22 protein-coding genes and 2 pseudogenes are annotated in these 24512 nt (G+C 59.6%); 9 read left to right on the forward strand and 15 right to left on the reverse strand.

The genetic code is table 11. From position 1 onward, the window contains the following. Positions 1-27 precede the first annotated feature (27 nt). From EN807_RS29585 to EN807_RS29630, 10 genes are all read right to left on the reverse strand, one after another. The gene (locus EN807_RS29585; protein ID WP_127208233.1) at positions 28-834 is read right to left on the reverse strand and encodes an HAD family hydrolase; all 807 of its coding nucleotides are present in this window, start codon (positions 832-834) and stop codon (positions 28-30) included. Next, entirely contained in the window at positions 831-1832 is a 1002-nt protein-coding gene (locus EN807_RS29590; RefSeq protein ID WP_135937741.1) for a hypothetical protein, read from the reverse strand. The genes EN807_RS29585 and EN807_RS29590 overlap by 4 nt, the downstream gene beginning before the upstream one ends. Positions 1833-1894: 62 nt before the next feature. Beyond that, complete coding sequence (locus tag EN807_RS29595) at positions 1895-2461, reverse strand: VUT family protein (protein ID WP_128177304.1); 567 nt, start codon at positions 2459-2461, stop codon at positions 1895-1897. Beyond that, a complete protein-coding gene (gene queC, locus EN807_RS29600; protein WP_127208236.1) occupies positions 2454-3215 on the reverse strand; it encodes a 7-cyano-7-deazaguanine synthase QueC in 762 nt (253 codons plus the stop codon). The genes EN807_RS29595 and queC overlap by 8 nt, the downstream gene beginning before the upstream one ends. Continuing rightward, on the reverse strand, positions 3208-3558 hold the full coding sequence (queD, locus tag EN807_RS29605; RefSeq protein WP_128177302.1) for a 6-carboxytetrahydropterin synthase QueD: 351 nt from the start codon (positions 3556-3558) through the stop codon (positions 3208-3210). The genes queC and queD overlap by 8 nt, the downstream gene beginning before the upstream one ends. Continuing rightward, a complete protein-coding gene (gene queE / locus EN807_RS29610) occupies positions 3555-4190 on the reverse strand; it encodes a 7-carboxy-7-deazaguanine synthase (RefSeq protein WP_127208238.1) in 636 nt (211 codons plus the stop codon). The genes queD and queE overlap by 4 nt, the downstream gene beginning before the upstream one ends. A 6-nt stretch (positions 4191-4196) precedes the next feature. After that, positions 4197-5285, reverse strand: a complete 1089-nt coding sequence (gene dbpB / locus EN807_RS29615; protein ID WP_127208239.1) for a DGQHR domain-containing protein DpdB — start codon at positions 5283-5285, stop codon at positions 4197-4199. Next, on the reverse strand, positions 5282-6571 hold the full coding sequence (gene dpdA, locus EN807_RS29620) for a tRNA-guanine transglycosylase DpdA (RefSeq protein WP_127208240.1): 1290 nt from the start codon (positions 6569-6571) through the stop codon (positions 5282-5284). The genes dbpB (EN807_RS29615) and dpdA overlap by 4 nt, the downstream gene beginning before the upstream one ends. Beyond that, the gene (gene dbpB, locus EN807_RS29625) at positions 6571-7710 is read right to left on the reverse strand and encodes a DGQHR domain-containing protein DpdB (RefSeq protein WP_127208241.1); all 1140 of its coding nucleotides are present in this window, start codon (positions 7708-7710) and stop codon (positions 6571-6573) included. Before dbpB (EN807_RS29625) ends, dpdA begins: the two co-directional genes overlap by 1 nt. Further along, on the reverse strand, positions 7707-8672 hold the full coding sequence (locus tag EN807_RS29630) for a hypothetical protein (protein WP_135937742.1): 966 nt from the start codon (positions 8670-8672) through the stop codon (positions 7707-7709). The genes dbpB (EN807_RS29625) and EN807_RS29630 overlap by 4 nt, the downstream gene beginning before the upstream one ends. Before the next feature lie 664 nt (positions 8673-9336). On the opposite strand from EN807_RS29630, the gene EN807_RS29635 reads away from it, so the two are divergent. From EN807_RS29635 to EN807_RS29650, 4 genes are all read left to right on the forward strand, one after another. Further along, positions 9337-9858 carry a hypothetical protein gene (locus EN807_RS29635; protein ID WP_127208242.1) on the forward strand — a complete coding sequence of 174 codons (522 nt, stop codon included), beginning with the start codon at positions 9337-9339 and terminating at the stop codon, positions 9856-9858. Positions 9859-9947: 89 nt separating this feature from the next. Continuing rightward, positions 9948-10760, forward strand: a complete 813-nt coding sequence (locus tag EN807_RS29640; RefSeq protein WP_127208243.1) for a hypothetical protein — start codon at positions 9948-9950, stop codon at positions 10758-10760. Between the two features lie 284 nt (positions 10761-11044). Continuing rightward, positions 11045-11773, forward strand: a complete 729-nt coding sequence (locus tag EN807_RS29645) for an HNH endonuclease (protein ID WP_127208244.1) — start codon at positions 11045-11047, stop codon at positions 11771-11773. Beyond that, a complete protein-coding gene (locus EN807_RS29650) occupies positions 11766-12959 on the forward strand; it encodes a DGQHR domain-containing protein (protein WP_164759459.1) in 1194 nt (397 codons plus the stop codon). Before EN807_RS29645 ends, EN807_RS29650 begins: the two co-directional genes overlap by 8 nt. A 310-nt stretch (positions 12960-13269) precedes the next feature. Here the strand turns inward: EN807_RS29650 and EN807_RS29655 are convergent, their stop codons facing one another. The 4 genes from EN807_RS29655 to EN807_RS29670 form a co-directional block, all read right to left on the reverse strand. Beyond that, positions 13270-14382: a nucleotidyl transferase AbiEii/AbiGii toxin family protein gene (locus tag EN807_RS29655; protein WP_128177300.1), complete on the reverse strand. Its 1113-nt coding sequence runs from the start codon at positions 14380-14382 to the stop codon at positions 13270-13272. After that, positions 14363-15103: a DUF6088 family protein gene (locus EN807_RS29660; protein WP_128177298.1), complete on the reverse strand. Its 741-nt coding sequence runs from the start codon at positions 15101-15103 to the stop codon at positions 14363-14365. Before EN807_RS29660 ends, EN807_RS29655 begins: the two co-directional genes overlap by 20 nt. 131 nt (positions 15104-15234) lie before the next feature. After that, entirely contained in the window at positions 15235-16011 is a 777-nt protein-coding gene (gene xth / locus EN807_RS29665; protein WP_127210560.1) for an exodeoxyribonuclease III, read from the reverse strand. Between the two features lie 18 nt (positions 16012-16029). Then, positions 16030-16212 (reverse strand): DUF3606 domain-containing protein, encoded by a 183-nt coding sequence (locus tag EN807_RS29670; protein ID WP_128177328.1) that lies wholly within the window; start codon positions 16210-16212, stop codon positions 16030-16032. A gap of 132 nt (positions 16213-16344) precedes the next feature. Here EN807_RS29670 and ligD point away from each other — a divergent pair, with 132 nt between their 5' ends. Further along, on the forward strand, positions 16345-18282 hold the full coding sequence (gene ligD, locus EN807_RS29675) for a DNA ligase D (RefSeq protein ID WP_135937743.1): 1938 nt from the start codon (positions 16345-16347) through the stop codon (positions 18280-18282). Between the two features lie 12 nt (positions 18283-18294). On the opposite strand, the gene dinB is transcribed toward ligD, so the two are convergent. Beyond that, on the reverse strand, positions 18295-19335 hold the full coding sequence (gene dinB / locus EN807_RS29680) for a DNA polymerase IV (RefSeq protein ID WP_128177326.1): 1041 nt from the start codon (positions 19333-19335) through the stop codon (positions 18295-18297). Positions 19336-19601: 266 nt separating this feature from the next. On the opposite strand from dinB, the pseudogene EN807_RS29685 reads away from it, so the two are divergent. From EN807_RS29685 to EN807_RS37505, 4 genes and pseudogenes are all read left to right on the forward strand, one after another. Next, positions 19602-20362, forward strand: a pseudogene (locus tag EN807_RS29685) (ImuA family protein). Further along, positions 20277-21795, forward strand: a pseudogene (locus tag EN807_RS29690) (DNA polymerase Y family protein). The pseudogenes EN807_RS29685 and EN807_RS29690 overlap by 86 nt, the downstream one beginning before the upstream one ends. Then, entirely contained in the window at positions 21792-23636 is a 1845-nt protein-coding gene (locus EN807_RS29695; protein ID WP_245485836.1) for a PHP domain-containing protein, read from the forward strand. Before EN807_RS29690 ends, EN807_RS29695 begins: the two are co-directional and overlap by 4 nt. A gap of 365 nt (positions 23637-24001) precedes the next feature. Beyond that, complete coding sequence (locus EN807_RS37505; protein ID WP_348627912.1) at positions 24002-24385, forward strand: cold-shock protein; 384 nt, start codon at positions 24002-24004, stop codon at positions 24383-24385. Positions 24386-24512: the final 127 nt, after the last annotated feature.

The raw sequence follows: 24512 nt of genomic DNA on the forward strand, positions 1-24512 counted from the left end.
GAGCGTTGCGCCGCGCGAGAGCGAGCTTCATTGGGGTTGGCTGTGGAATTTGTTGGATTTCTGCGGAGGGTGACTTGCCTTCAGCACGATCGCCGGCACTTCGGCAAAGGACGAAACTGTGAAGTCCGGTTGAACCAGCTGGGGATCCGCCTCCCATCGCGGCTTGAAACCACCAGGATAGTAGATCGTTATCAACCCAGCCTCCTTAGCCGGACGGATATCCCGCTCGAGTTGGTCGCCGATCATATATCCGGGGGATGAAACACCCGGCAGCAATTGGACGCGCTTGTAGAGGCCCAAATGCTTGGGCGCCTCGATAATCCGATCGATATAATGGCCGATCCCGTGCGAGCGTGCTGTCCGCGCTGCCTTTTCCCGGGATCCCTCGGTGACAACAGTAATCAGACAACCAGCCGTATGCAGGGCATGAATACCTTCAGCCACTCCGTCACGGAGATCAGGCAAACGTTGAACGGCAGCGAGGAATGTTCTTTCGGCGGTTTCTGCTTCCAGGTCCCCAATCACTTGCCGCTCGGTCGCGCTCGTCCACGCCAATCTGGCCGCCTCCTGAGCGCGGACTCCAGTGAGCGCTAGTGCAATTGCCTTAGCCAAGTGGCGTGGTGGATAACGAAGGCCGGCGTGATGTCGCTCTGCGAGCATCTGATCCAGAGACCGAACGTACGCAAGCCTATCCTCGGGGATCGCTTCCCTCTTTAGAGCCCTTTCTACCAACCCTAGCAGTTCGAGTTGGGCAGACGCAAAGACGCGATCTGTATCCCACAATGTGTTGTCGGCATCGGTGAGTACGTTCGTTTTGACAACTGCTCCCCTCACTGCGGAGCTACCTTGTCGTTTTGAATCGGCTTAGTCGCTGAAGGATCCTCGTTCGATCGATTGGTAGAATCCGGCTTTGGCTCGACCGCTTCTGCGCCGGTTCCAGTTGGGTGCACGTTCTCGACGACCTGGGCACTTTTCTCCATTGGCGTTGGCCCAACAAGGATGTTTACAAGTCCAAGAAGCGCCAACCAGACAAGGAGGCACCGAAGTCCGAACGCAAGTGTGTTCTGCGCCGGTTCGAGATATCGTACCTTGTCTGCGACTTTTGCCGCTACCAGATAGCTCTCGCCAAGGTAGTTGCGCAGGTATCGAATAGAAAGATCTGGACGTAGGTGAACGGAATCTGACGTGGGCGCCGCTGTAACAAACGACGCAGCCCAAGCTGATGGGCGCACAGCAATAATTGCCGGGAAGAAAAGATGCGACTTTGGCTCGGCCAGTTCGCGTTGGAGATTATTGGGATCGGTTGTCGGAAATTTGAACCGCGTACGTGTGGCATGAAAAATGACCAATGCCCCACTAACTGCGCTCACCAGGAATATGGCGAAAACGAGATAAGTCAGCCCGATAAGAAATCCCTTGTATGACAAAAGCATGTTCATTGAGGGAAGTGGATATGCTTCATTGAAGCGCGCGAACAATACACCGGAGAGTGCGCTTAAGAACGTGGCGATTGTCAGGAGACGGAACGCTTTTTGATCTTGATATTCGGTAAGGTCCTTGACCTCGTCGAGTGACTCCCTGCCTCGCTGCAGAGCAGCCTTGAGGATCTCGCTTGGCGGTTGAATTCCCGAGCTACTTTTGTCAATTTCGCTGCCAGATGTGGTGTCAATGAGTTTTTCCGTTTCAGCTGCTATTTCCATTAGTATCTGCTCACTGGTGAGCGATACAGTACTTCGCGACTCGGTTAAGCGAGGAAAATGCTCGATGTCTGTCGACCAAAAGGCATTCCAAACGGCTCTCCAAGATGAAAGACTTTCCCCATTCTTGGCCATCTTGATTTGCATCCTCTTCACGCAGCGGCTTTATGCGGGTACCGATCGCAGGTTTCCAGATTTCAAGCCGGCATAAGGCCCAGTCGACGATCTCGCGCGCGCAGCAATGCCAGGAATGGAAGGGCGGCCAACACCATCCAGGTCTTACCCACGACTTGTCCTGCCAAAAATTCAACGGAACCGAAAGCAAGGCCGAGAAACACGATGCTGTCGATAACAAGCCCCACCATACTGCTTGCGACGGCGGCACGGATGAATCCGCGACGCTGCAGTGGAGTGTAAACCGCTAAGTCTGCGATTTCCGACAACAGAAAAGCGACAGTGGAGGCGACGACCAGCGCTGGCGGCGCAAAACTCGCCGACAACAAGGCGCCGATCGCAATTGCGGCAGCCGTCCAACTTAAGCCAAGTCGCCGCTGCACAAGGTCGCGCAGCACCAAGGCGAGACCTACCGCCAACACCCCGCTGGGAGCGTCAATTCCGGGCGCCACGGGGATCAGGCATGGACCATTTGGTACACAGGTTGTCCCAACATTCCCGATGAGCCAGTTCGCAAGCGGGATGCATCCAGCAAAGCACAAAGCGAACACGATTCCTTCCGTCCTACGGAGGCGATCGATCTCAGCCATTGGACAACTCCTGCGTCAGCGGTAGCGTTGCAGTTCGCTTGGCGAACTGTCGATATCCCTTCGCGCGCAACTCGCATGCCGGGCACACGCCGCAGCCTCGTCCCCACTCATGGATGTTCCCGACTTCCCCATGGTAGCATGTCAAAGTGCTAGTGCGGATCAAGTTCACCAGGGCCGTCCCACCTAGTTCTTCGGCAAGGGTCCACGTCTGTGCCTTGTCTATCCACATAAGCGGAGTCTCGAGAACGAAACGACTCTCCATACCTAGGTTGAGGGCGACTTGAAGCGCTTTCACCGTATCGTCACGGCAGTCCGGATATCCGGAAAAATCGGTTTCGCAAACGCCAGTCACTATGTGCTTGAGACCTCGACGGTAGGCGACAGCAGCAGCAAATGTGAGGAAGATAATATTCCGCCCTGGCACGAAAGTGTTCGGCAAACCGGATTCTGTAGTCGCGATCTCAACGTCGCGCGTCAATGCCGTCTCGCTGATTTCGCCGAGCACAGACAGATCGAGGACGCGGTCCTCGCCGAGTTTGGCGGCCCATTTGGGAAAATTGTGCTCCAAGCCAGCTCGGAATTCGCCCCTCGCGTCTAGCTCGGCGCGATGCCGCTGCCGATAATCGAATCCGATAGTCTCCACGCGCTCGAATCGATCGAGGGCCCAGGCAAGGCACGTCGCAGAGTCTTGGCCGCCGGAAAAAAGAACGAGCGCACTATCGGTTGCCTGTACTAGGTGTTGCGGGTCAGCCATTGTACTCGGCCCAGCAGTTCGGGGTTTCGTAGACAACTACCGCGGTCAGTGGCAAAAGCGGCCTAACCCGGTTCCAGATCCAAACCGCAATGTTCTCGGCCGTCGGATTGTTCAACCCCTCGACTTCGTTAAGGCAATGATGGTCGAGTTGGGCGAGCAATGGATTAAACGCCGCCTCCACGTCGAAGAAGTCGACGACGAAGCCGGTATGAGAGTCGACAGGCCCCTCGAGGCGGAGTTCGATTCGATAGGAATGACCGTGCATACGGTGACAGCGGTGCGTCAACGGAACATGGGGCAACCTGTGCGCGGCCTCGAAGGTGAACGCCTGAGTTATTTTCATCTGATTCCAAGTTGCTTGTGGGTTTGAAGGCTGAGTTGCCAACGAGGGTTCGCCAGGCAATAGGCGACTGCGTCCTGCGTATTAGATGCGCGATCAGGCCCATCCATTGGCTGGAGCAGGAAATGATCGAAGGCCAGCGCTTCAAAGCGCCGCGGTTCTGCGCCCACCTGCGGAAATACCAACTTGAGTTCGTTTCCGGTTTTAATCGCGATTTCAGTACCTGACTTTGGACTGACGCAAACCCAGTCGATCCCTGGAGGTGGCGTGAGCGTACCGTTGGTTTCGACGGCGACCTCGAACCCTTTGGCATGCAAGGCGTCGATGAGAGGCGGGTCGATTTGGAGCAGCGGTTCGCCGCCTGTTAATACCACGAACCTGCGCTCAGAGAGTGACGGTGACCATTTCGCCTCAATGGCACTCGCCAGGTCATCGCATGTTGCAAAGCGACCACCGCCGTCGCCATCCGTGCCTACAAAATCCGTGTCGCAGAACTGGCACACGGCCTTCAGGCGATCGGCTTCCCTGCCGGACCAAAGATTGCACCCGGTGAACCGGCAAAAAACGGCCGCGCGTCCGGCCTGGCGGCCCTCACCTTGGAGAGTGTAAAACATTTCCTTAACTGCGTAACTCATAGCTTTTCACGCTGCCCGTGCGGATTCGGCGAGGCGCCGCTTGAGGACCTGGACTAGGTGAAGTGATAGTTGGCGGACATCGGACGGAACGTTCTGGAGCCCATTCCAACGTCGGCGCTCAGCGCCGAACTCCCACTCGCCCTCGCTCCAAGCGGTCTTTCCCTGCAGTAGTCGCAAGCCACTCGCGAATTCGTCGCGTGTAGAAGCGCCTGTAACGCTGTTGAGAAAATCCATGACATAACCGAGGGCGATGATGCCCGTGCCATGGATCAACCGAGACGTTTTGGGCGTCTTACCGGACCAATCGTCTGCAAAGACGTGTTGGACTGCATGGTAGAACTCGCTCATCATTGTGACGCCCTGATCAAGCAAAAGCTTGTCTTCGCCGGCGTAAAGGCGCAGAGCCCCGTCACTCAGCGAGTTCATGATAACCCGCTGCAGCACAGTGTCCCGGATGACCCCCTTTGGGTTGGTTTGCTGCTTGATCAAACCCCTTAGGGACGATCCCTTGCGATAGTTGAGCGCCTCTGTAGCCAGTGCCGCTTGTGATCGGCTTGACATGCGGTGCGGCAGATCTCCCACCTTTGGGAGCAGTTCGTACACTAGGGCCTTTGGCAACGGGCGCGTGTTATTCACAAGGATGAACTGTTTTTGCAATTCCTCCTCTGTCTCACAGAGGAAACCCGACACGAGCACTTCGAAGTCGCGGCCTCGCAGTTCCGAAAGCGCCGTAAAACGCTGTTGTCCATCAACGATCCAACCGGGCGGGCCCTTGGACGTATCTATGACCAGTTGGCAGAGGCGACTTTCCGGATTCGTCACTGGCTCTAACCAAGCTTGCCCCATGAAGGCGACCACGATGGCATTGGGCAAGATTGAGTTCGGCTTTTCGAGATAATCACGGATTTCGCGAATGTGGCCCGCGATCTGCGGCCGCTGGAAGCCCTGGAGCGCCCCCGCGTCATCGCGACCCGCCCGTTCGATACGAGCAATGCGTGCGACTTCTGCAGCATTTGCAATGAAGGTGAAAACCGTCAGTTTCTCGCTTTGAACCGGTGCCAGCGCATCAAACCGAAGAAAATGTTGATTGTTCATATGCTCTCCTGCCGGAATTCGCTCAAGTGGGTGTGAAAGACGTGTAGGTTGTGGATTCCGCGTCGCTTGTTACGATTTGAGGTGCGGAAGATCACGGCCTCCACACCGCTCTCCCGACAAACTCGGCAGCTGCACCGCTCCCAGGGCCGATCGCCAAGGGTGTGGGCATAGACCTTGCGCTGTCGGGTTGCGGCGTCCGCACGACGGCTCGGTGATGCCTCGTCGTGCCAGTTCAGGGCGGCCCAATAGTCCATCACGGCATCAAGGCTTTGGTCCAGGGTCGCGCCGCCGTCGGCATAAGCACGCACGCCGCGAAGCGCGGCATCTTCAAGACGCCTCGCGTCCTCCTGGTTGAGGCTGCCTTCCAGCGCCTTATGCTTGAGCTTGTTGTTCTGGGTAGCCTGCGGAATACGAATTGCGGTGTAGTATGAGAGATCGCCGTCGGCCGTCCGCACCCAGTAATTCTTCCGGGCGTCCTTGAAGGCACGCAAAAGCGGAGACGTCGTGTCGAAACTGGTGACGCCGTACTGTTCCAGCGCGGCCAGTTCCTCGATTTTGCCAAAGCCCAGGAGATGAAGTCGGATCCTGTCGGGGAGAGTCTCACGCAACGCTTGTAAGACACGGCGAATCTGATCGATCCTCAACGGCACAGTGCCGCCGATGGCTAAATAGTCATATCCCATACTGGCCAGGTTGCGGGCAGCCTGCGCCATACTCTCAGCCGACCATCCCTGTATTACGCCCATTGGCGTGAAGCCTGGGCCTACGCCTGCGGCGGATTTGTAGAACTCGGTCGCATTCTGAAGAGTGATTTCGTAGCGACGACGCACATCCTCTGGCACGTCATCCATGGTCCGCGTCAAACCAATGTCGTCAAAGTCAAAGATAAGGTGATCGGGCGAACAGCCGTGCGTGAAGCCGCCGTCAGCATAGAATTCCGCTGTGTCGTCGGCGCTATACGGCGGCTCCGGTAGATTCCGATAGGTGAAGGCGCCGCAGTCGCCCATCATCAGGCTTCCCGGAAATCGATCGAGCGGATAGCGCAGAAAGCGTCGGGCGCCCTCGCGACGAAAGCGCATCGACTGTGCTTCCGAATATTTTCCTGGCTGCCGCGCATCGCCCACGATGGTGCGGGAAACCAAGATTCCGTCATACGGCGCCTGCTCTAGGAACTCGTGAGGGTACTGATCATCGCGGTGAACTGATCGGCCGGCGCCGTTGCGATCCGCGACGAAGTCATACTCAGGGTCGATCGTATCGACGCTGTCTGCGAACACGAACCGCATCAGGCGACCTTTGCGAATGCGTGCATGTGATCGAGGCGCGCTAGGTGGCCAGACAACAGTTTGATGTCGCGTCCAACGTTCTGAATCTCATTCCAATCGCGCTGCAACTCCGCCCATCTGCCGTTGGTCCAGCGACAATATGGAGCGATCCGCGTCAGGGACTCCGTCGCGTGGAGTAGCAGGTCCGTCCCAGGCGCCGCTCGCGACATGATACGGTCCATCAAGAGGCTCATCGCCTCGACGCCCGCTGAGTGCATAAGCCGACTTTCGGTAGGTGGGCGACCCCATGCCTCAGGAAAGACGCGACGGACAGCGGTCCAGTAAGCGACAAGTGCACGGTACATCGCATCCACGTCCGCGGGACACTCTGCTGTCGCCTTATACGGGGCGAGTGAGCCAAGGGCGCTATTGATGCTGTTGCGGATCGCCTTGATCAATGCCGAGTCAGTGACAACGGCGGTCGTGGAATCTTCAGAAAGCCGTTTGATAAGGCCTTGGAACGGAGAATCAGAAGAGGTTTGGAGGAGATTGACGAGTTCGCTTGGGATTTTCCGAGACGACAAGTCACGCGGAAAGGCTGTGTCTACTTCTGGAAGTAGTTCGTTGATCAGCCGAGGGTCAAGCGGTTTCGCCTTGTTGACCAAGATGAACTGTTCGCGATGGACGGACAATTCCTCTGACACAAAGGCGACGACGGGAACGGGAAAGCTCTTGTTCTGAGCTTGAGACAGGGCAATCGAACGCTGTTGGCCATCGACAATCCAAGCCGCCTTTGGGCCGTCGTTTGGAAGTGGGATCCGCAATGTTCCCGCCTCACACGACCTTACGTCGCCGCCAGGCTTTTCGCCCCTTGTCTGGGTGAAACGTGCGCGCGGCGAGAGCGCGAGAATGATGGCGTTCGGGAAGAGCACGGGCCCCTGATCAAGAAACTCCGTGATCGCTTGGACGTGGCTCTTAATGCCCTTGCGCTGAAATCCGTGCAGAGACCCTTCGCCGTCCCGGTGAACGCGGCTGATCTCGGCAAACTTGAGAAGGTCGGCACCAGCGACAAAGAATGCATAGACAGCTTTATCAGCCTGTTCGGTGCGGACCGCGCGAACAGCGAGCGTTGCCTCCTTGGCCTTTCGCGGACGCGTCATGCGGCTCCCCTTTGCTCCATAGCGGCTCGGTAGAGACGACTAAACCGCGATTGCTCGCATGCAACACCCTCTTCATCTCGAAGCGCACGGAGGATTCGTGCAATGCCTGATTGCGACCGAAGGCGCGCCAAAATTAGCTGAACGATCTCCGCATCGTTGCGGCGTAGGCGGCGAGGGCGGTCAGGGGCCGCCACTCCTCCAATGGCAGCCTCTACGGCTGCATAATCGGCGTCTCGGTCATAAGCGTCGCGTTTGGTCGCCACCAACCGAACAAAGTGGAGCATGGCCCGCTGAGAAAAGTCGGCCCGGGTACCTGGAAGGATCGCATCCAACCGATCGTCGTAGGGCAGGACCGATGGCGCGAGTGTAACTGGTAAGGCCGATGCAAGAGATGCGCCGAAGATTCGCAGCCGCGCCAAGGCTTGAGGTCCCAGTTCACTCAAGCTCTTACCTACCATCTCGGCATATGGACGGGTAAGCGCGATGAGCACTCGCCCAGAACCTTGGCCGAATGCGTCGCCCCATTGATCCGAATACGCACCTGACATAAGGCTGGCAAACCAGGCGCCGGGATCGAACTCATCCGTTACCCGTGCCGCGACGGACTCAGCGTGCCCCCCCGACACAGTGAGCCCATAGAGTGGGACTTGCCGGTTTATATCCACCAGGCCCAACCCGGCAGAAAGGACGTAAAGCTTGGCCTCGGCGATATTTGCGGCCTGGGTCGCGAGTCCAAACCCTCGACCAGCGTAGAGTGCGCCGGCGGAGGCCGCGAGCGGTAGCGCCCGCATCTTCGTGTTCCAAGCAGTCTGAATCACCTCCTGTGGACCCAGGCGCAAAGAAACTGCTGTTGCCGCGAACGGCGCTCGCGCCATTTTTCGATGGGTGCAGATAGTAATCAGAGCTGCAATCGGCTTCGGGGTTGAGTGTTCGAGGGTTCGCGCAACTGCTGCCGGAGTCATCGATAACTGCGCCTCAAAAAGCCCGCTTGCCTATTTATTTTCATTGTCGAAACTACATCTGGTGTGTTTTGGGGCTTTCGCTACAAGCGGCGGTCCCCGGCACGGTGTTAGTCCAATAGCTACGGCAAACTGACGTCTTTTGCAATCGGTGGGCGCAATAAATGCAGGCCCTACTGAAACTTTGGTGTGAATGACTGCAGTTATTGGGCCTTTTGCGCACTTTCTGTTGAGCAAAGGCCCCGATTTCGAGGTGCGAGTCTCCCCCTGCCATGCTCGGAAGAGCGGTTCCCTGAGTCGGCAATCGGATCGCGAGATCGCTGTCCCTACCTGTGGGAATTCTTGGACGCTGCGTGATCAGTGGGGAATCTGCACGTGAGTTGAATATCCGCTATTTTGTGATGTGTAGTTTGCGACTGATCGGGACCCGAGTCTTTGTACAAGATGATCGAATGTTGGAGGATAGGGTGTAGGTTGCAGTTGCGGACAAAGCGAACATTCCCCCAAGTGAAAACGACATCGCCCGCTCTACGCTGGCTACGACTAGAGGATGTGTCTGCTCAAGAGTGGCAAGCAGGACAACAGGCTAAGATGCAACACAGATCTTCTCGCGGGTGTGACAGCTGCAATCTGTTCAGGGTGCAATGAAAATAGAGACGGATGTGAAATGATGACCTTGCAGCGCAGATATCCGGTAGCCCTTGCGATCGCGGTGTTCCTCATTTGCGGTCCAGTGTTGGCCCAATCAGCTATGGAACATCACGTCTGGCAGGATAAGCGCAAATTCGACCCGTATAGCCGCACCGCAAAGTCGATCACCGGTGCAATACGGCTCTCCGGAAATCCGGGTTTCGCCAGCCGCGGTAGCAAGTTGACGATCACATTCGAGAACGGCAAAAATGTCGAGCTGACGTCGGTGGGCGCATCATGGCGTCCGTGGGAGGAGGCGGACGACAGGATGGCGACCGCGGAAGTCTTCAAAATGTCACGGGATCCGGGCGCTCTCAAAAACGGCAACACGCTTTGCGGCGTTCCGAAATTTGATCCGGCCCGATACATTGTGTTTCTCGAAAAGTCGTCGTCCGGAAATTCTCCGCTGCTTGGGATGGCGGTCTTTGGATCAAAGAAAGCTCCGCACGACGTCAATAGCCAAGGCCTCTGCGGCACTTTCAACTATTCTACCGACTGAAGGAGGGCCGTCTGCGCGATTCGGTCGCTGCGATAGGGCTTTCGGATATTCGCGTCGTCGCGGTATAAGGTCCGAGGGTCGGGGACTTCATGGCAGTACCAATTTTTTTTGATCGTTATCGCGACGTCATCAATCGGCGTGGTGAAGCGGCAGCTCGAACACCAGAGACGCTCCTCGATGTCGATGGACGAGACGAACTCTTTTATATTCCGTTCGAACACGTGAATTCGGCCGCTCGCCTGGTGGTCGTCGGGATCACTCCCGGCCCAGACCAGATCGCGCTCGCATACCGGACAGTCAGCAGTAAGATCAAGGTTGGGCTGACTAACGAGAAAATTCTCGCCGAAGCGAAGAAACATGGAGCATTCGGCGGTCCGACGATGCGACCCAAACTGCTGCAAATGATGCGACATTTCGGCTTCTCCGAACTCCTGGGAATTGAAAGAGAAGAGGATCTATGGGCGCATCGAAGTGATCTACTGCATGCAACCTCCATAGTCCCCCATGCGGCATTCCGGAGGGGAAAGCCCTTTGCTGGCAGTTTTGACGACGTTCTGCGAACTCCGGTCTTCCGGGAGAGTTTCGAAAGAGATTTTGTGCCGTCGCTTTCGATGCTGAACCCTGATGCGCTTTATGTTGGCCTTGGTCCTACGCCTCTCGCCGCGCTTGATCGGTGCGCGGAGCAAGGATTGATCCGCCCCGATCAGGTGTTGGGCGCTTTTGCGCACTCGTCAACGAACGGGGGCAGCCAGGTCGACGTCTATCTTGGTCTCAAATCGATCGACGCTCTAAACGAAAAAGACCCCGTCCGGTATCGGAGCGATTTCTTGTTGCCTGCGTACGAACGCATGAAGGCGGTGACAGATCGCCTTCATGCCGCAATGAAGGCTGCGGCCGAATAGGGCGACTGGGAAACAATGGGTTGGAGTGCATATCAGGCTTATATTATGCTGCCGCTTGCGCAGCATCAGGGAGGAAAGATGAGTCTTAGTGTGCCGCAGAACGGGGGTTCTGATTGGAACCCTATCGGATAGATTTACCGCGTACTTACGCGTTTTGGGATGACGTTGACGGCAAGAAGGAGGACTGGGGTCCCCGCCTTTGGTCATTGATAAGCTCCGCAATCGACTTTGAGCCGCCCGTCGTTTTGGTCGATCGGGAGACTTATGGGTTCGTCAGGGACAGGATGATCAGCTATATCCACGCCCGCTTGGTCACCCGAGCACGCCAGATTGATCTGGAGATGGCCACCTTCCCGGAGGATGCGAGGCAGGATCGACTGGCAGACACGGTCGAGGAAGTCCTCTCGCTCGGCGAGGAACAGCGGCAGGAGATTGCCTGGCTACTGTCGAGGATCAGCGCTCGGATTCGGAGAAAGGGGGCAGTCCTGACAACCACGCAGCGGCGAGAGGTCGAGGACTTCGCCTCTGGCAACGGCCACCGATGCTATATCTGCGGTCGTGGTCTGCATTACGCGGATCGCCCGCACCCCGACGCCGAGATGAAGAACGCGAATTATCGTTCGTTCGAATTGGACCACATGTTCCCCCAGAAGCGGGGTGGCAGCAGGTCGCGGGCGAACCTCGCGGGGTGTTGTGAGTCCTGCAACAAGTTCAAGGATGTGAAGCTATCATTCGCTGATGAGGCGGTTGAAGCCTTCATCACGGCGTCGATGGATAGCGTGAAGGTGGCAAGAGCGTTCCACGCCAGAGCGCGTTTCCTAGTCCTGTGGCGACAGAAAGGCGAGTGTGCCCGATGCTCGATAAAATTCTATGATGCGCCCGACGAGCGTCTTTTCTTGTTCAGGAAGAACCAGGGCGACGTCTACCATTTCCTGAACGTCGAGATAGGCTGCGGCGCTTGCGGAGATCTGCACGCGGGAGCGGAGGAAGAGGGAATCAAGATACGTGATTAGCTATACTGGTATTCTCGTCGAGCAGCGCCCCGGTGCGCAGGTCAAGTTCCTCGTCTTCGTGGCAGATGCCAAGGAGGTGGTCGGTTGGGCAGAAGCCGACAACATCAAGCTTGACCGGGGCAACGTTCAGCGCGAGCTGGTGGAATCGCGCTGGAGGCAGATCCGCAAATTCTTCAACGCGTCGCCAAACAACGTGATCCCTACCAGCGTGACGATCGCGCTGGATGAATCCATCCCCCAAGCCGAATCGGTGGAGGACCTCGCAAACGCAGCCGGCTTTGTGCTCGAAGACACAGCGAACGGCATGACCAAGATCACCTTCGATCCAGAGCGGATCAAGGGGGCTGCGTTCATCATCGACGGGCAGCATCGCCTCAAGGGCATGTCCATGCTCGACTATGATGTGAAAGTCCCAATCTGCCTTTTCTTGTCCTTGCCGAAGGTGGAGCGCGCCTTTCAGTTCGTGACTATCAACAACAAGTCACACAAGGTTCCGACTGGCAACCTGAAGGCGCTGCTGGCGAATTTCGAGCAGATCGAAGCGAATCTGCGGAGCCGGCTCACACAGGCATCCATTACCGCTCCGCATTATTCGACAGCAGTTGACGTGCTCAATGAAGATCCGGAGAGCCCATTCCACAAGCTGGTCGACTGGGTGAACAACCGCTTCGAAGACGCCGCCCTCCTCGTTCCGCCGACCGCGCTCGAGAACTCGCTGCGCGCCATCGTGCGTGCCTTTCCGGAAACCCGGGAGGACGAGTCCGATGCGCTCGCCGTACTCTATGCTATCTGGCGGGCGGTTTTCGGTCAGTACGGTATCACTGCCGCAACAGCTGCCGGCTTCCCAAACCTGATGCTCAAAGCGACCATCCAGACGATCTCCGAGATGGTCGTTGAAAAGCTGAAGTCGGATTATGACCCAGCATTCTCGAACGACCCCGTGATGGCAGACAATGGCGAGAAGGCGGGCGTCACTGCGGCTAACCTCGTGCAAGGCATACCGGCTGCCTTCTGGGAGCGGCCCTGGACAATGAAGAGCCTGGATACCTCTGCTGGCCGGGCGCTGATCCAGGAGGGCATTCGCGAACTCAAGCGAATTATCCATCAGAGCAATGGCGGAGATCTACCGGATCATTGGGAGCAGCGCCTGAGATTGTACCAATCCGGCACCGATTTGGAGGAATGAAGTCAATCGCAGCCGCGGCAAGGCCATCTCGACGCGCTGCATGCGTATTTGAGGGCACAGCGTCGAAAGTACGCTCAGCAACGATAAGGTCGAACGAACACGGAACGGGCCGCTCTCTTTAACATCCTTGAGGTGTCCGTCGCAGATCAGTGTGACGCCGGCTGGTCCTGTTCAGAAACATGAGCTGTATGGATGCCGCCGCTAACCTCTTGCATTCATTAGGCCTTTCACTTGGCGTTGTTTAGCGGGCTTTCAACGCGATGCGCTTTACATGGCGCAGGAGGTTCCACGCGGGCAAAGGGCGCGGCGCTCATGGTGCCCCGCCATTGGTAGTCGCGACGTTGAGATATTGCTCGAGCGCCTCGATGCTCGCCATGACTTCGGCGAAAGCTGGCGGCGTTCCGAAAATCATCGCGGACATCCGCCGGTAGTCCGCTGCAAGCTTGGTTCGCATGTCTTCCGTCGGAATGAGGCGATAGCGGCCCGGTATCGCGCGATCGTAACGATGATCGGGCGCGCGAAACATCAACTCCTTGTGCTGTCGGCACGCCTCGGCAAGTTCGCGCATGGATGCCGTTGCGACACCGTAGTCGGGGTGCGTCCAGATCTGATGGACGTCGTAGTAGTGACGCGAGTACCGATTGAGATCGGGCACGGGCCGTTCCGGATTGGCATCGTGACGCCGCTTCTCCGTCATCTCGGTCATCGCATGCAAGATCAGCACCTTTTCCCAGAACGTGCGCTCAGGCCTCACCGTCGTCACGTTCTGAACGGTGAGGCTCGGCCCTTCCGGCATCTCGGCAGCGATATAGGGCACGATCTCGCGCGGCTCGGCGGGTTCGGGATCGGGTCGCGCGCCGCCTTCGATGCGAACGGCCGCCTGCACATAGCTGCCTTCGGCCTCGAAGACGCTCTTGTAGCCAAGCACCAGGATGTCGAGCGCTTCTTTGTTGCGGTAAAGATCAAAGCCGAAGCCCAGCGAGAAATGACCAGGACGCTCGGCCGCCTGTTCCACGACGGCGAGCTCCTTCATCAGCAGTTCTCTGAGCGGTCCGGAGATATATTGCCGCGCGGCCTCGTCGACTTTCTCGGCGAGCGCGCGTTGCTGGCGATTGACGGAGGGCAGGGCGGCGATGTCGGCTTCAAGCGGGACGTTCAGATCGGCTTTGTAAATGCCGATGTCGATATCCTCTGAAAATCGGCGGACCAGCCCATACGCCTTGCTCAGGCTGGTGCCGCCCTTGAAATACAGACCAACCGGATCGTTCGGCCGGCGGTTGAACAGAAAGTCGAGCACCCAGCAGACGTAAAGGTCCTTTTCGATATTTGCCGCCTTGGTGCCCAAGTGGGCGGCGACTGTCTCGAAGAGCGTACGGCGTTCGTCGATGCTCGAGTGCAGGATCTCAATGAACGTCTTCTGCATGATCGCCCTTCGCGCGTTCTGGCTCCGGCGCGCCTTCGGTTTGATCCTCGGCGATTCTGCGCGTGATTGTCTCGACCAGTGGATACATCCACGCGGGGACCGCATGAATGTTGTCGCGGAGGTCCTGTGCGATCTTGTCCCGATCGGGATTGCGTGACAGATCCCGGACGATCCCGTTGATGGCCGCGTCGAAGCTCGATCGTTCGTCCCGAAACCATGTGAGCGCTTGGACCACGCGCATGGCCGGCCGGCCAGCCCAAAACGCCGTCTTGGCCGCGATGCGCTTGAAATCAAGCTTGTAGATGACAGGCCGGACCGCCTTCGGATCGCCGGCGCTTGCCTCGATCTCGATTGTTCGCGGATAGGTGTCGGCATAGATCGTTGAGCGCGCCGGGACGGCTGTCGTCAGGCCGAGGTCGTTCGCGGCGGTCATTCCGTCGACGAGGACGCGCAGCTTGTCGCGCCGGGCAATGGCGTCGACGAACGAGGACCGGGGCGGAAACACCATCTTGCCGGTGAGCTTGCTGACGCTGGGCTTGTCATAGAGTCCGCGATGGGGCCGGCGAATGTCGCCCCGCAGGGTGAGCCGTTGCAGCGCCTTCTCAACGGCATTCGGTGTGCCGATGTCGAGAAAGTCGGCGCGCGACCATACGCCGGCCGGCGCCGCCTGGATGATCCGGTCGTGAATGCGATCGAGCGTGTGGGACGTCGGGTCTGGCATCTGGGCCGCCTTTCTGACCGAAGATTATATAAAAAAATTGGTCAGTAGCAATCGACAACCTTATTATGACCAGAATTTGTACTCAAACTTTGGTCAGTGCTTAATCCCTCTTCGCGGGTATTCGTCGATGCTCAATCGAGATCGATCCATGCCGGTGCATGATCGCTCGGCTTCTCCCACCCTCGCGTCTCAACATCTACCCCGGCATTGCGGAGGCGGGGCGACAACGAGGGACTGACAAGCAGATGGTCCATTCGCAAGCCAGAACTCCTGTCGTAGCCGCCGCCGAAGGAGAAATTCCAATAGGTGTAGACGCCCTTCTCCGGATGGATGCGCCGGACCGCATCGATCCACCCATCCTCAAGCATCCCGGCATAGGCTTGCCGGCTTTCGGGGAAGTAAACCGCATCCCCAAGCCATCGTCGCGGCGCGACCGCATCAATTGGAGTCGGAACGACATTGTAGTCTCCGCACAGCACAGTCGGCGCGCCCGCTTTGAGCAGGTCTTGGCCGTAGCTGATCAGTCGGTCGAACCAGCGCAGCTTATAGTCGAACTTGGGACCAGGTGCTGGATTACCATTTGGCAGGTAAAGGCAGCCGACGACGAGCCCGTCCACGCCGGCCTCGATGTAGCGGCTGTGGCTATCATCTGGATCGCCTGGCAGACCGCGCCGGCGTTCGACCGGGTCCGTCCCGCGAGATAAAATGGCCACTCCGTTGTAGGATTTCTGGCCATGCCAGATCGCGCCGTATCCTGCCTCGCGAATGGCCTCGGCCGGAAACTTCTCATCGGACGTTTTCAGTTCCTGGAGGCAGACGATGTCGTACGTGGTCGCCGTGAGCCACTTGAGGAGCACGGGCAGCCGGCCATTGACGCCGTTCACATTGAAGGTGGCGATGCGGACCATCTGCCCTGCGGCCGCGGCTCACTTCTTGCCGAGCTTGTCCTCAACCTTCTTGCGACTGTTGCCGACCGATTTCACGGCCGACTTGACGTCCGCCTTGCTGGCGCCAGTCTTGCCCGCCTCGTACTTCACTTCGTGATCCTGCCCACCAGCGACCTTCGCGCGGTCCTGGCTGCGCCCGCGAGTTGTTTGAGTCGTAGCCATTTCTTTTTCCAAGGATTGCGTTTCAATTTCCCAACAACGCGGCCGGACTCTTCCGGTTCAATTCATCGGCGCGCAGTGTGGAACTGAAACCCAGGGCAGAGTATTGAATCGTACTATGTATTCGGGCTCTCCATGTCGGCCGTAGAGGCTGGCCTCCCCAAAAAGCGCGCACGGCGCAGGGACTCAGAATCTACCCCGAAATACCCCCTACCGCAGTTTCGTCCGTTCCAACTCTGCACGCTGACCGACGACATACCGGTCGGTGCCAATTGGCTCTTCGAAATGAAGTTCGACGGCTATCGCGCCCAGGTCGCCATCTCGGAATCTGAAGTCGTCGTCTACACGCGCAACGGCCACGACTGGACCCGCCAGTTCAAGGTGATCCTGCCGCCACTTCAGGCGCTCACCAAGGGCTCAGCTCTGATCGACGGCGAGATCATGGCGATTGACAGCAAGGGCCGCACCAACTTCTCGATGCTGAAGACCGGCATCGCCGCGGGCATGCCACTCAAGTTCTATGCCTTCGACCTGCTGGAATTGAACGGCGAGGATCTGTCCAGCCGGCCCCTGCTCGAGCGCAAGGAACGGCTTGCGGAACTGCTGGGCGAGAGGGACCCTGACGACAGCCTGCAGTTTTCCAGCCATATCGCCGACAACGGCAAGAAGATCTTCGACACCATGTGCGCCGGCGGCCACGAGGGTATCATCGCCAAGCGCGCGGACAGTCGCTATGTCGGCGACCGCACCGCCAGTTGGCTCAAGATCAAGTGCACGAAACGACAGGAATTCGTGGTCGGTGGCTACCGCCCAAGCGACACCGGCCGTGGCATGGCCTCGCTGATCCTAGGCACTTACGAAAACGGCAAGCTGATCTACCGCGGCCGCGTCGGCACCGGGTTCACCGAGGCGATGCGCAAATCCATACTCGCGCAGTTGGAGAAGCGGCCTCTGGATAAGCCCGCCTTCGCATCCGTGCCGCGCGACATCGCGCGCCGCGCCAGGTGGGTGAATCCCGAACTCGTCGCCGAAGTCACCTATTCCGAGGTGACACCGGACGGCAGCCTGCGTCACCCGAGCTTCCAAGGTATGCGCGAAGACAAGCGCGCCGACCAGGTGGTGATGGAAACGCCCAAGACCGTCGCATCCGCCGCCACGGCCAATCTGGATCCCGCTATGGGCAAGGAGATCGCCCGCGCGGTTGGCGTGACCCTGACCCATCCCGACAAGCTGATGTATCCCGGCACTGCGGTGACAAAGGCAACGCTCGCCGCCTACTACGCCGCGGTCGCCGAGAAGATGTTGCCGCATATCCAGGATCGGCCGCTATCGCTGGTGCGCGACACCAACGGCGACCTGCAGCAGACCTTTTTTCAGAAGCACAAGCTGCCTGGCATGCCCAAGGCCATCCATGACGGCCAGTTGGAGAAGATGTCCGGCAAGGAGAGCCGCATCCTGTGGGTCGATGACCTGGCGGGCCTCATCGCCGGCGTCCAGATGAACGTGCTTGAATTCCACGTCTGGGGAAGCCTTCGCCAGCAGCCAGACTTGCCGCACAGGATAATCTTCGACATCGACCCCGACGAGGCCCTGGGCTTTGGTGACGTCAAGCAGGCCGCGCTGGACATCCGCGGCGTTCTCGAGGCACTCGGCCTCCAATCCTGGCCGCTGTTATCAGGTGGCAAGGGCGTCCACGTGGTCGTGCCACTCGTTCCCGAGGCTGACTGGGAAATGGTCAAGGGCTTCTGCCAGGACTTCGCCGAACTGCTGGCCCGCACCGATCCGTCCCGCTTCGTCGCGAATATGAGCAAGGCGAGACGCAAGGGCCGCATGTTCATCGACTATCTGCGCAACGGACAGGGCGCCACGGCAATTTGCCCGTGGTCGACACGCGCGCGGTCCGGTGCGTCGTGCGCCGTACCCGTCACTTGGGATGAGCTGCCGACATTCAAGAGTGCCAGCGCATTTGACGTTTTCACTGCCGCCGCCCGGGCTCAGGAGTCGGACGCGTGGAAGGGCTATTTCGATGTCGAACAAACGCTGACAGAGCGGATCCGAAAAGCAGTCCGATAACTGCAGCCAGTCCTAGATCGTGAGCGACATCTGCCTATCGGCCTCGGTTCGCGTTCCATTTAGATTTGAAAGTGTCACCCCGAGCAGGCGGATCCCCTTGCTGACAGGAAATACCTGATCGAGAAGGGTGCCGCTGACGGTCGCTAGGTCGGCTTCGCCCTCGATGACGCCTCCGATCGTGCGGCTGCGCGTGATCTGCTGGAAGTCGGCGAATTTCACCTTCAATGTCACCGTGCGACCCTGTATCGATCTTTCCTCGCAATAGCGCCACACCTTACCGACCAATGGCGCCAGCTCCTTGCGAGCACTTTCGAGGTCAAACAAATCGCTCGCAAAGGTGTCTTCGGCCCCCACGGACTTGCGCTCGCGGTCGGCCCGCACTGGGCGTTCGTCGATGCCCCGGGCGATCCAGTAATAGTACGGACCCGCCTTCCCGAACTTCTCCTCCAGGAACGCCAGGCTCTGTGCGCGCAGGTCGGCGCCGGTTTCGATGCCCAGCCGAGCCATTTTGTCAGCAGTCGCCGGGCCAACACCATGAAATTTCCGTACGGGCAAGGCCTCGACAAAGGCGGGACCCTGCTTCGGGGTGATGACGAACAGCCCATCGGGCTTGTTCTGGCCGGAGGCGAGCTTGGCCAGGAATTTGTTGTAGCTGACGCCGGCCGAAGCAGTCAGCCCGGTTTCGGCCTTGATCTTGGCCCGGATCATTTCCGCGATCGTCGTGGCGACCGGGATGCCCTGCAGATTGTCGGTGACGTCGAGATAGGCCTCGTCGAGCGAGAGCGGTTCGATGAGTGGCGTGTGCTCGGCAAAGATCGCGTGGATCTGCTGGGAGACGGCGCGATAGGCGTCAAAGCGCGGCGGCACGAAGATGAGCTCGGGGCATTTGCGCTTCGCCGTGATCGAGGGCATGGCGGATCGGACCCCGAACTTTCTGGCCTCGTAGCTCGCAGCGGCTACCATACCGCGCGCGGCCGAGCCGCCGACCGCCACAGGCTTGCCGCGCAGGTCGGGATTGTCGCGCTGTTCGACCGAGGCGAAGAAGGCATCCATGTCGACATGGATGATCTTGCGAAGGATGGCCGTGCCTTCCCGCGGCGCATCAACTTGTTGGTCCCTGTCGCTTCGCTCGCCCACTTCGCCGTCCCTGCATCACCTGCGGCATATCAAGATAGACCACACCTCGATCAGGGGGAGTCTGGGATCAACTCTCGGAGCGGCGCAACGAGTCCGATTGACTCTCGGACACCGAAGAGAACAAATAAGGAACATATCAGCCCCGAAATCCATTGGGAAGACAGTTTGAGAGTGTTTCGTTCATGGGTCAGCCGGCCGCCAGCCCTGCTATCGCCGCGCTTCGCGAGCGAGTCGCGCGCCTCGAAGGCGGGCCGGCGCGCAACCGTGCGACGCTTCCCTTCGGCGTTCCCAGGATCGACAAGGTCTTGCCGGGAGGCGGGCTGGCGCTCGGGGCGCTGCACGACGTTGCCGGGGGCCGCAACGGGGCGATCGATGGCGCCGCGGCGGCGCTCTTTGCCGCCGGGATTGCTGCGCGCGCCAAAGGGAAGGTGCTCTGGTGCGTCCCCGGCAGGATCTCTTCGCCCCTGCCCTCGCCCAGGCTGGGCTGTTGCCGGGCCGTGTCGTCTATGTCGAGGCGGGCGACGAAGCTTCCGTGCTCGCCTGCTTCGAAGAAGGGCTTCGCCATGGCGGTCTAGGCGCCGTCGTTGCCGAACTGGCACGCCTCTCGATGACCGCCTCCCGCCGACTGCAACTCGCCGCCGAAGCCTCCGGCGCCATCGGCATCGCCATCCGCCGTTGGCGACGACAAACCGAAGCGACCGATTTTGGACAACCAACCGCCGCGGTCACCCGCTGGCGGGTCACCGCGCTCCCCTCCCGTCCCTTGCCGGTCCCCGGTATCGGCCGCGCTCGCTGGCAGCTCGAGCTGATCCGGGTACGGGCGGGAGAAAGCGCCGATTTTGAAGTGGAAGCCTGCGATGACAAGGGTCGTCTCGCTCTATTTTCCGACCTGGCCGACCGATCGCCTGCGACGCGCAATGGGCCAGTCCGCGCCATCGGCTGAAACCCCGATCGTCATGCTCGGCCGGCAGGGAAACCGGCGGCTCGTGCTCGCTGCGGACGCAGCGGCGCGCGCGGCCGGCCTGCGCATGGGCATGCCGGCGAGCAAGGCCCAGGTGCTGGTGTCCAACCTGCAGAGCTTCGACCTGGATGCAGCCGGCGATGCCGAGGCGCTCGATAGAATGGCACTTTGGTCGCTGCGCTATGCTCCGATCGTCGCCGCCGATCCGCCCGATGGGCTCATCATCGACACCACGGGCGCCGACCATCTGCATGGCGGTGAAGACGCCATGCTCGAGGGACTGGTCTCGCGCATGGCGGCCTCCGGTATCGAGGCGCGCGCCGCTGTCGCGGACACGTGGGGCGCCGCTCATGCCTGCGCGCGCTTCCTCGCCCGGCCGACCTTCGTCGCGCCATTGGGGCAAGCCCCGGCGATTATGCGCGCCCTTCCGATCGGTGCCCTGCGGCTTCCCCACGATATCGTCGAAGGCCTGCTCACGCTCGGCTTCGAGCGGATGCGAAGTCGAGGCGGCTCCGCGCGCCTCTCTCACCCTTCGCTTCGGGCCTGAACTCGGCCGTCGCCTGGACCAGGCGATGGGGCGGCGCAGCGAACCTTTCGAGCCCGCCCGCTCTCCCGAACTCATCGAGGTTCGCCGGGCCTTCGGCGAGCCGATCGGCGCCGCCGAGACCATAGCCCGCTATACCGGCAAGCTCGTCGCAACCCTCTGTGAGGCGCTTGAGGCCAAGGGGCTCGGCGCCCGCCGGTTGGACCTGCTGCTTCACCGCGTCGACAACCGCATCGAAGCCATTCGCGTTGGCACCGCAGTGCCAGTGCGCGATGTCAAACGGCTGACCCGCCTCCTGACCGACCGCATCGAAACTGTCGATCCCGGTTTCGGCATCGAGGTGATGACCCTGGCCGCGACGCTCGCCGAACCTTTCGGAGCCAAGCAGATCATCTCCTCATTGGTCGAGGAGCCGGAGCCCGACATCACCGATCTCATCGACGTGCTCGCCAACCGTATTGGCGAGCAGCGGCTCTACCGCTTTGCCCCGGTCGAGAGTGACGTGCCCGAACGCTCGGTCCGCCGCATCGCGCCGAATGCGCCGGACGACGGGACGAGTTGGCCTGGTGACTGGCCTCGCCCGCCGCGTCTGCTGACCCACCCCGAACCCATCGAGACAATGGTCCTGCTGCCCGACCATCCGCCGGTCTGGTTCAGCTGGCGCGGCATCCGGCGTCGCGTTACCCGCGCCGATGGTCCCGAACGCGTGTTTGGCGAATGGTGGCACCGCGATGCCGAACTGATCGCGGTGCGCGACTATTTCCAGGTGGAAGACGAGTCCGGCGAGCGCTTCTGGATCTACCGCGCCGGCGACGGCGAGGATCCCGAGACCGGTTCCCACAAATGGTTCCTGCATGGGGTCTTCGCATGAGCGGACCGCACTATGCCGAATTGCAGGTAACCAGCCACTTCTCGTTCCTTCGGGGAGCAAGCTCTTGCGACGACCTGTTCGCGCAGGCAGCCGCGCGCGGCATTGAAGCCCTTGCCATCGTCGATCGCAACTCTCTGGCCGGCATCGTCCGCGCCCACCAGGCAGCCAAGGACGCCGGCGTCAGGCTCATCGTCGGCTGCCGCGTCGATCTCGTCGACGGCATGTCGATGCTCGTCTATCCCACCGACCGGGCCGCCTATTCCCGGCTGTGCCGGCTGCTGACCTTGGGCAAGAAACGCGGTGGCAAGGCGCAATGCCATCTCGAATGGAGCGACCTGGCTGACTATGCCGAGGGCCTGATCGCCGTTCTCGTTCCCGATCGCGCCGATGACACCTGCGCCCTGCAGCTGCGCCGACTGCGGGAGACCTTCAGCGATCGCGCCTATCTGGCGCTGACCTTGCGCCGTCGGCCCAATGACCAGGTCCGGCTCCATGAACTGTCCAACCTCGCCACACAAATGCGGGTGCCGACCGTGGTGACCAACGACGTTCTGTTCCACGAGCCCGGCCGGCGCATCCTCCAGGACGTGGTGACCGCCATTCGCCACAACATCACCATCGACGAACTGGGGTTCCGGCGCGAGCGCCATGCCGACCGTTATCTGAAGCCCCCCGAGGAAATGGCACGCCTGTTTTCACGCTACCCGGAAGCGCTCGAGCGCACAGTCGAAATTGCGCGCCAGTGCCGCTTCTCCCTCGACGAACTCGCCTACCAGTATCCCGAAGAGAAGATGCTGCCCGGGCTTACGGCGCAGCAGGCGCTCGCACAACTCACCTGGGAAGGCGCGGAGCGGCGCTATCCCGAAGGCGTGCCTGACAAGGTCGTGGCGCTCATCAAGCACGAACTGCGCCTGATCGAAATCCTGCAGTACGCGCCATACTTCCTGACCGTGAATGCCATCGTGCAGTTCGTGCGCAGCAAGGACATCCTGTGCCAAGGCCGAGGCTCGGCCGCCAATTCCGCCGTCTGCTATGTGCTGGGCATCACCAGCATCGATCCCGAGCGCAACAATCTCCTCTTCGAGCGCTTCGTCTCGCAGGAGCGCAAGGAACCCCCGGATATCGATGTTGACTTCGAGCATGAGCGGCGCGAAATCGTCATGCAGTGGGTCTATGAGACCTATGGCCGCGATCACAGCGCGCTTTGCTCGACGGTCGTGCGCTATCACACCAAGGGCGCTGTCCGCGATATCGGCAAGGCCCTCGGCCTCCCCGAGGACGTCACCAAGTTGCTCTCGTCCCAGGTCTGGGGCCACGGCGAAGGCATCGACGAGACGCGCGCTCGAGAGCTCAATTTCAACATGGCCGATCGCAGGCTGCGGCTGACGCTTGAGCTGGCGCAGCAGCTCGAGGGCACGCCCCGGCACCTGTCGCAGCATCCAGGCGGCTTCGTTCTCACCAATGACCGGCTCGATGACCTAGTGCCGATCGAGCCGGCCCGCATGGTCGACCGCCAGGTCATCGAGTGGGACAAGGACGATATCGACATCCTCAAATTCATGAAGGTCGACGTCCTGGCGCTCGGCATGCTCACCTGCATGAAGCGCAGCTTCGACCTCTTGGCCGAGCACAAGGGAATGACCCTCGACCTGGCCACGATCCCGGCCGAGGATCCGGCGACCTACGCCATGATCCGCAAGGCCGACACGATCGGGGTCTTCCAGATCGAGAGCCGCGCCCAGATGTCGATGCTGCCACGCATCAAACCGCGCACCTTCTACGATCTGGTCGTCGAGGTCGCCATCGTCCGGCCCGGACCGATCCTGTCGCTTGGCACTTAAACGTAAGAATGCGGCAGTTTGTGCGGGCGGTGGCACTTAACTTAAGAATCTCAGCGCGTCGGTTCTCAAATAAGATGCAAAAGCGTGAACCACACACACCCCGACGCCGACACACTATGGCATTGAAATTGTAGGGAAGTTATCGGCCTCTTTCTAAGGCAAATCCCTTGATCTAGCACACAGAAATACAGAAAATATCCTGCCAGCTCGTTCTCGATTTAACTGCAAAAAATCGCGACGGACGGCTAAGTCACGGAAATCATTGACACGGGATTCTCATAATTAACTGCCAAGCGACAAATGCCAGCAAGGGTTTTGGCTTCGTCAAACTGTCGAACGGCACGGAAGCTTATCTGCACATCCGAGTGTTGGAAGTTGCCGGAAGCCGCGCTGTTTCCGAGGGGGCACGTCTCAAGGTTGCGGTTGAAGAAAGTCCAAGAGGTCATCAGGTCGTGCAAGTGCTGGAGATCAGCGACCAGATCGCGAAAACGCCGGCAGATACGCGCAGCGCTGGAGAGTCCACCGCTGATACGGGTGCGCAGCTGAAGAGCCAGGGCACGGTCAAATGGTACAATCCCGAAAAAGGCTTCGGCTTCATTGCACCCGATAACAGTGAGAAGGACGTTTTCGTTCATGCTAACGCGTTGAACCGCTCAGGGCTCAGCGTGCTGGTGGAGGGACAGAAAGTGTTTGTCGAATGCGGGCAGGGCAAGAAAGGCCTGGAAGTTCGGAGCATTCGCCTCGCCTAGAGAGCACGTCCTGTGATCGATGAATCGATTGTGATGTGACAGCTGCGTCTTGTGCTGATTCAACATCCACCTCGATGGAGGTGGACGATGGGAAGAGCATTGAGCGGGGATCTTCGATCGCGGGTTT

Origin of the sequence: Mesorhizobium sp. M5C.F.Ca.ET.164.01.1.1 (assembly GCF_004792125.1) — a bacterium.
GTDB lineage: Bacteria > Pseudomonadota > Alphaproteobacteria > Rhizobiales > Rhizobiaceae > Mesorhizobium > Mesorhizobium wenxiniae.

Bases quoted from the DNA above. Each gene is read 5' to 3' on its own strand.
- EN807_RS29590 (WP_135937741.1), bottom strand. From the start codon at position 1,832: ATGGCCAAGAATGGGGAAAGTCTTTCATCTTGGAGAGCCGTTTGGAAT.
- EN807_RS29595 (WP_128177304.1), bottom strand. From the start codon at position 2,461: ATGGCTGAGATCGATCGCCTCCGTAGGACGGAAGGAATCGTGTTCGCT.
- queC (WP_127208236.1), bottom strand. From the start codon at position 3,215: ATGGCTGACCCGCAACACCTAGTACAGGCAACCGATAGTGCGCTCGTT.
- queD (WP_128177302.1), bottom strand. From the start codon at position 3,558: ATGAAAATAACTCAGGCGTTCACCTTCGAGGCCGCGCACAGGTTGCCC.
- queE (WP_127208238.1), bottom strand. From the start codon at position 4,190: ATGAGTTACGCAGTTAAGGAAATGTTTTACACTCTCCAAGGTGAGGGC.
- dbpB (WP_127208239.1), bottom strand. From the start codon at position 5,285: ATGAACAATCAACATTTTCTTCGGTTTGATGCGCTGGCACCGGTTCAA.
- dpdA (WP_127208240.1), bottom strand. From the start codon at position 6,571: ATGCGGTTCGTGTTCGCAGACAGCGTCGATACGATCGACCCTGAGTAT.
- dbpB (WP_127208241.1), bottom strand. From the start codon at position 7,710: ATGACGCGTCCGCGAAAGGCCAAGGAGGCAACGCTCGCTGTTCGCGCG.
- EN807_RS29630 (WP_135937742.1), bottom strand. From the start codon at position 8,672: ATGACTCCGGCAGCAGTTGCGCGAACCCTCGAACACTCAACCCCGAAG.
- EN807_RS29635 (WP_127208242.1), top strand. From the start codon at position 9,337: ATGATGACCTTGCAGCGCAGATATCCGGTAGCCCTTGCGATCGCGGTG.
- EN807_RS29640 (WP_127208243.1), top strand. From the start codon at position 9,948: ATGGCAGTACCAATTTTTTTTGATCGTTATCGCGACGTCATCAATCGG.
- EN807_RS29645 (WP_127208244.1), top strand. From the start codon at position 11,045: ATGATCAGCTATATCCACGCCCGCTTGGTCACCCGAGCACGCCAGATT.
- EN807_RS29655 (WP_128177300.1), bottom strand. From the start codon at position 14,382: ATGCAGAAGACGTTCATTGAGATCCTGCACTCGAGCATCGACGAACGC.
- EN807_RS29660 (WP_128177298.1), bottom strand. From the start codon at position 15,103: ATGCCAGACCCGACGTCCCACACGCTCGATCGCATTCACGACCGGATC.
- xth (WP_127210560.1), bottom strand. From the start codon at position 16,011: ATGGTCCGCATCGCCACCTTCAATGTGAACGGCGTCAATGGCCGGCTG.
- EN807_RS29670 (WP_128177328.1), bottom strand. From the start codon at position 16,212: ATGGCTACGACTCAAACAACTCGCGGGCGCAGCCAGGACCGCGCGAAG.
- ligD (WP_135937743.1), top strand. From the start codon at position 16,345: ATGTCGGCCGTAGAGGCTGGCCTCCCCAAAAAGCGCGCACGGCGCAGG.
- dinB (WP_128177326.1), bottom strand. From the start codon at position 19,335: ATGGATGCCTTCTTCGCCTCGGTCGAACAGCGCGACAATCCCGACCTG.
- EN807_RS29695 (WP_245485836.1), top strand. From the start codon at position 21,792: ATGAGCGGACCGCACTATGCCGAATTGCAGGTAACCAGCCACTTCTCG.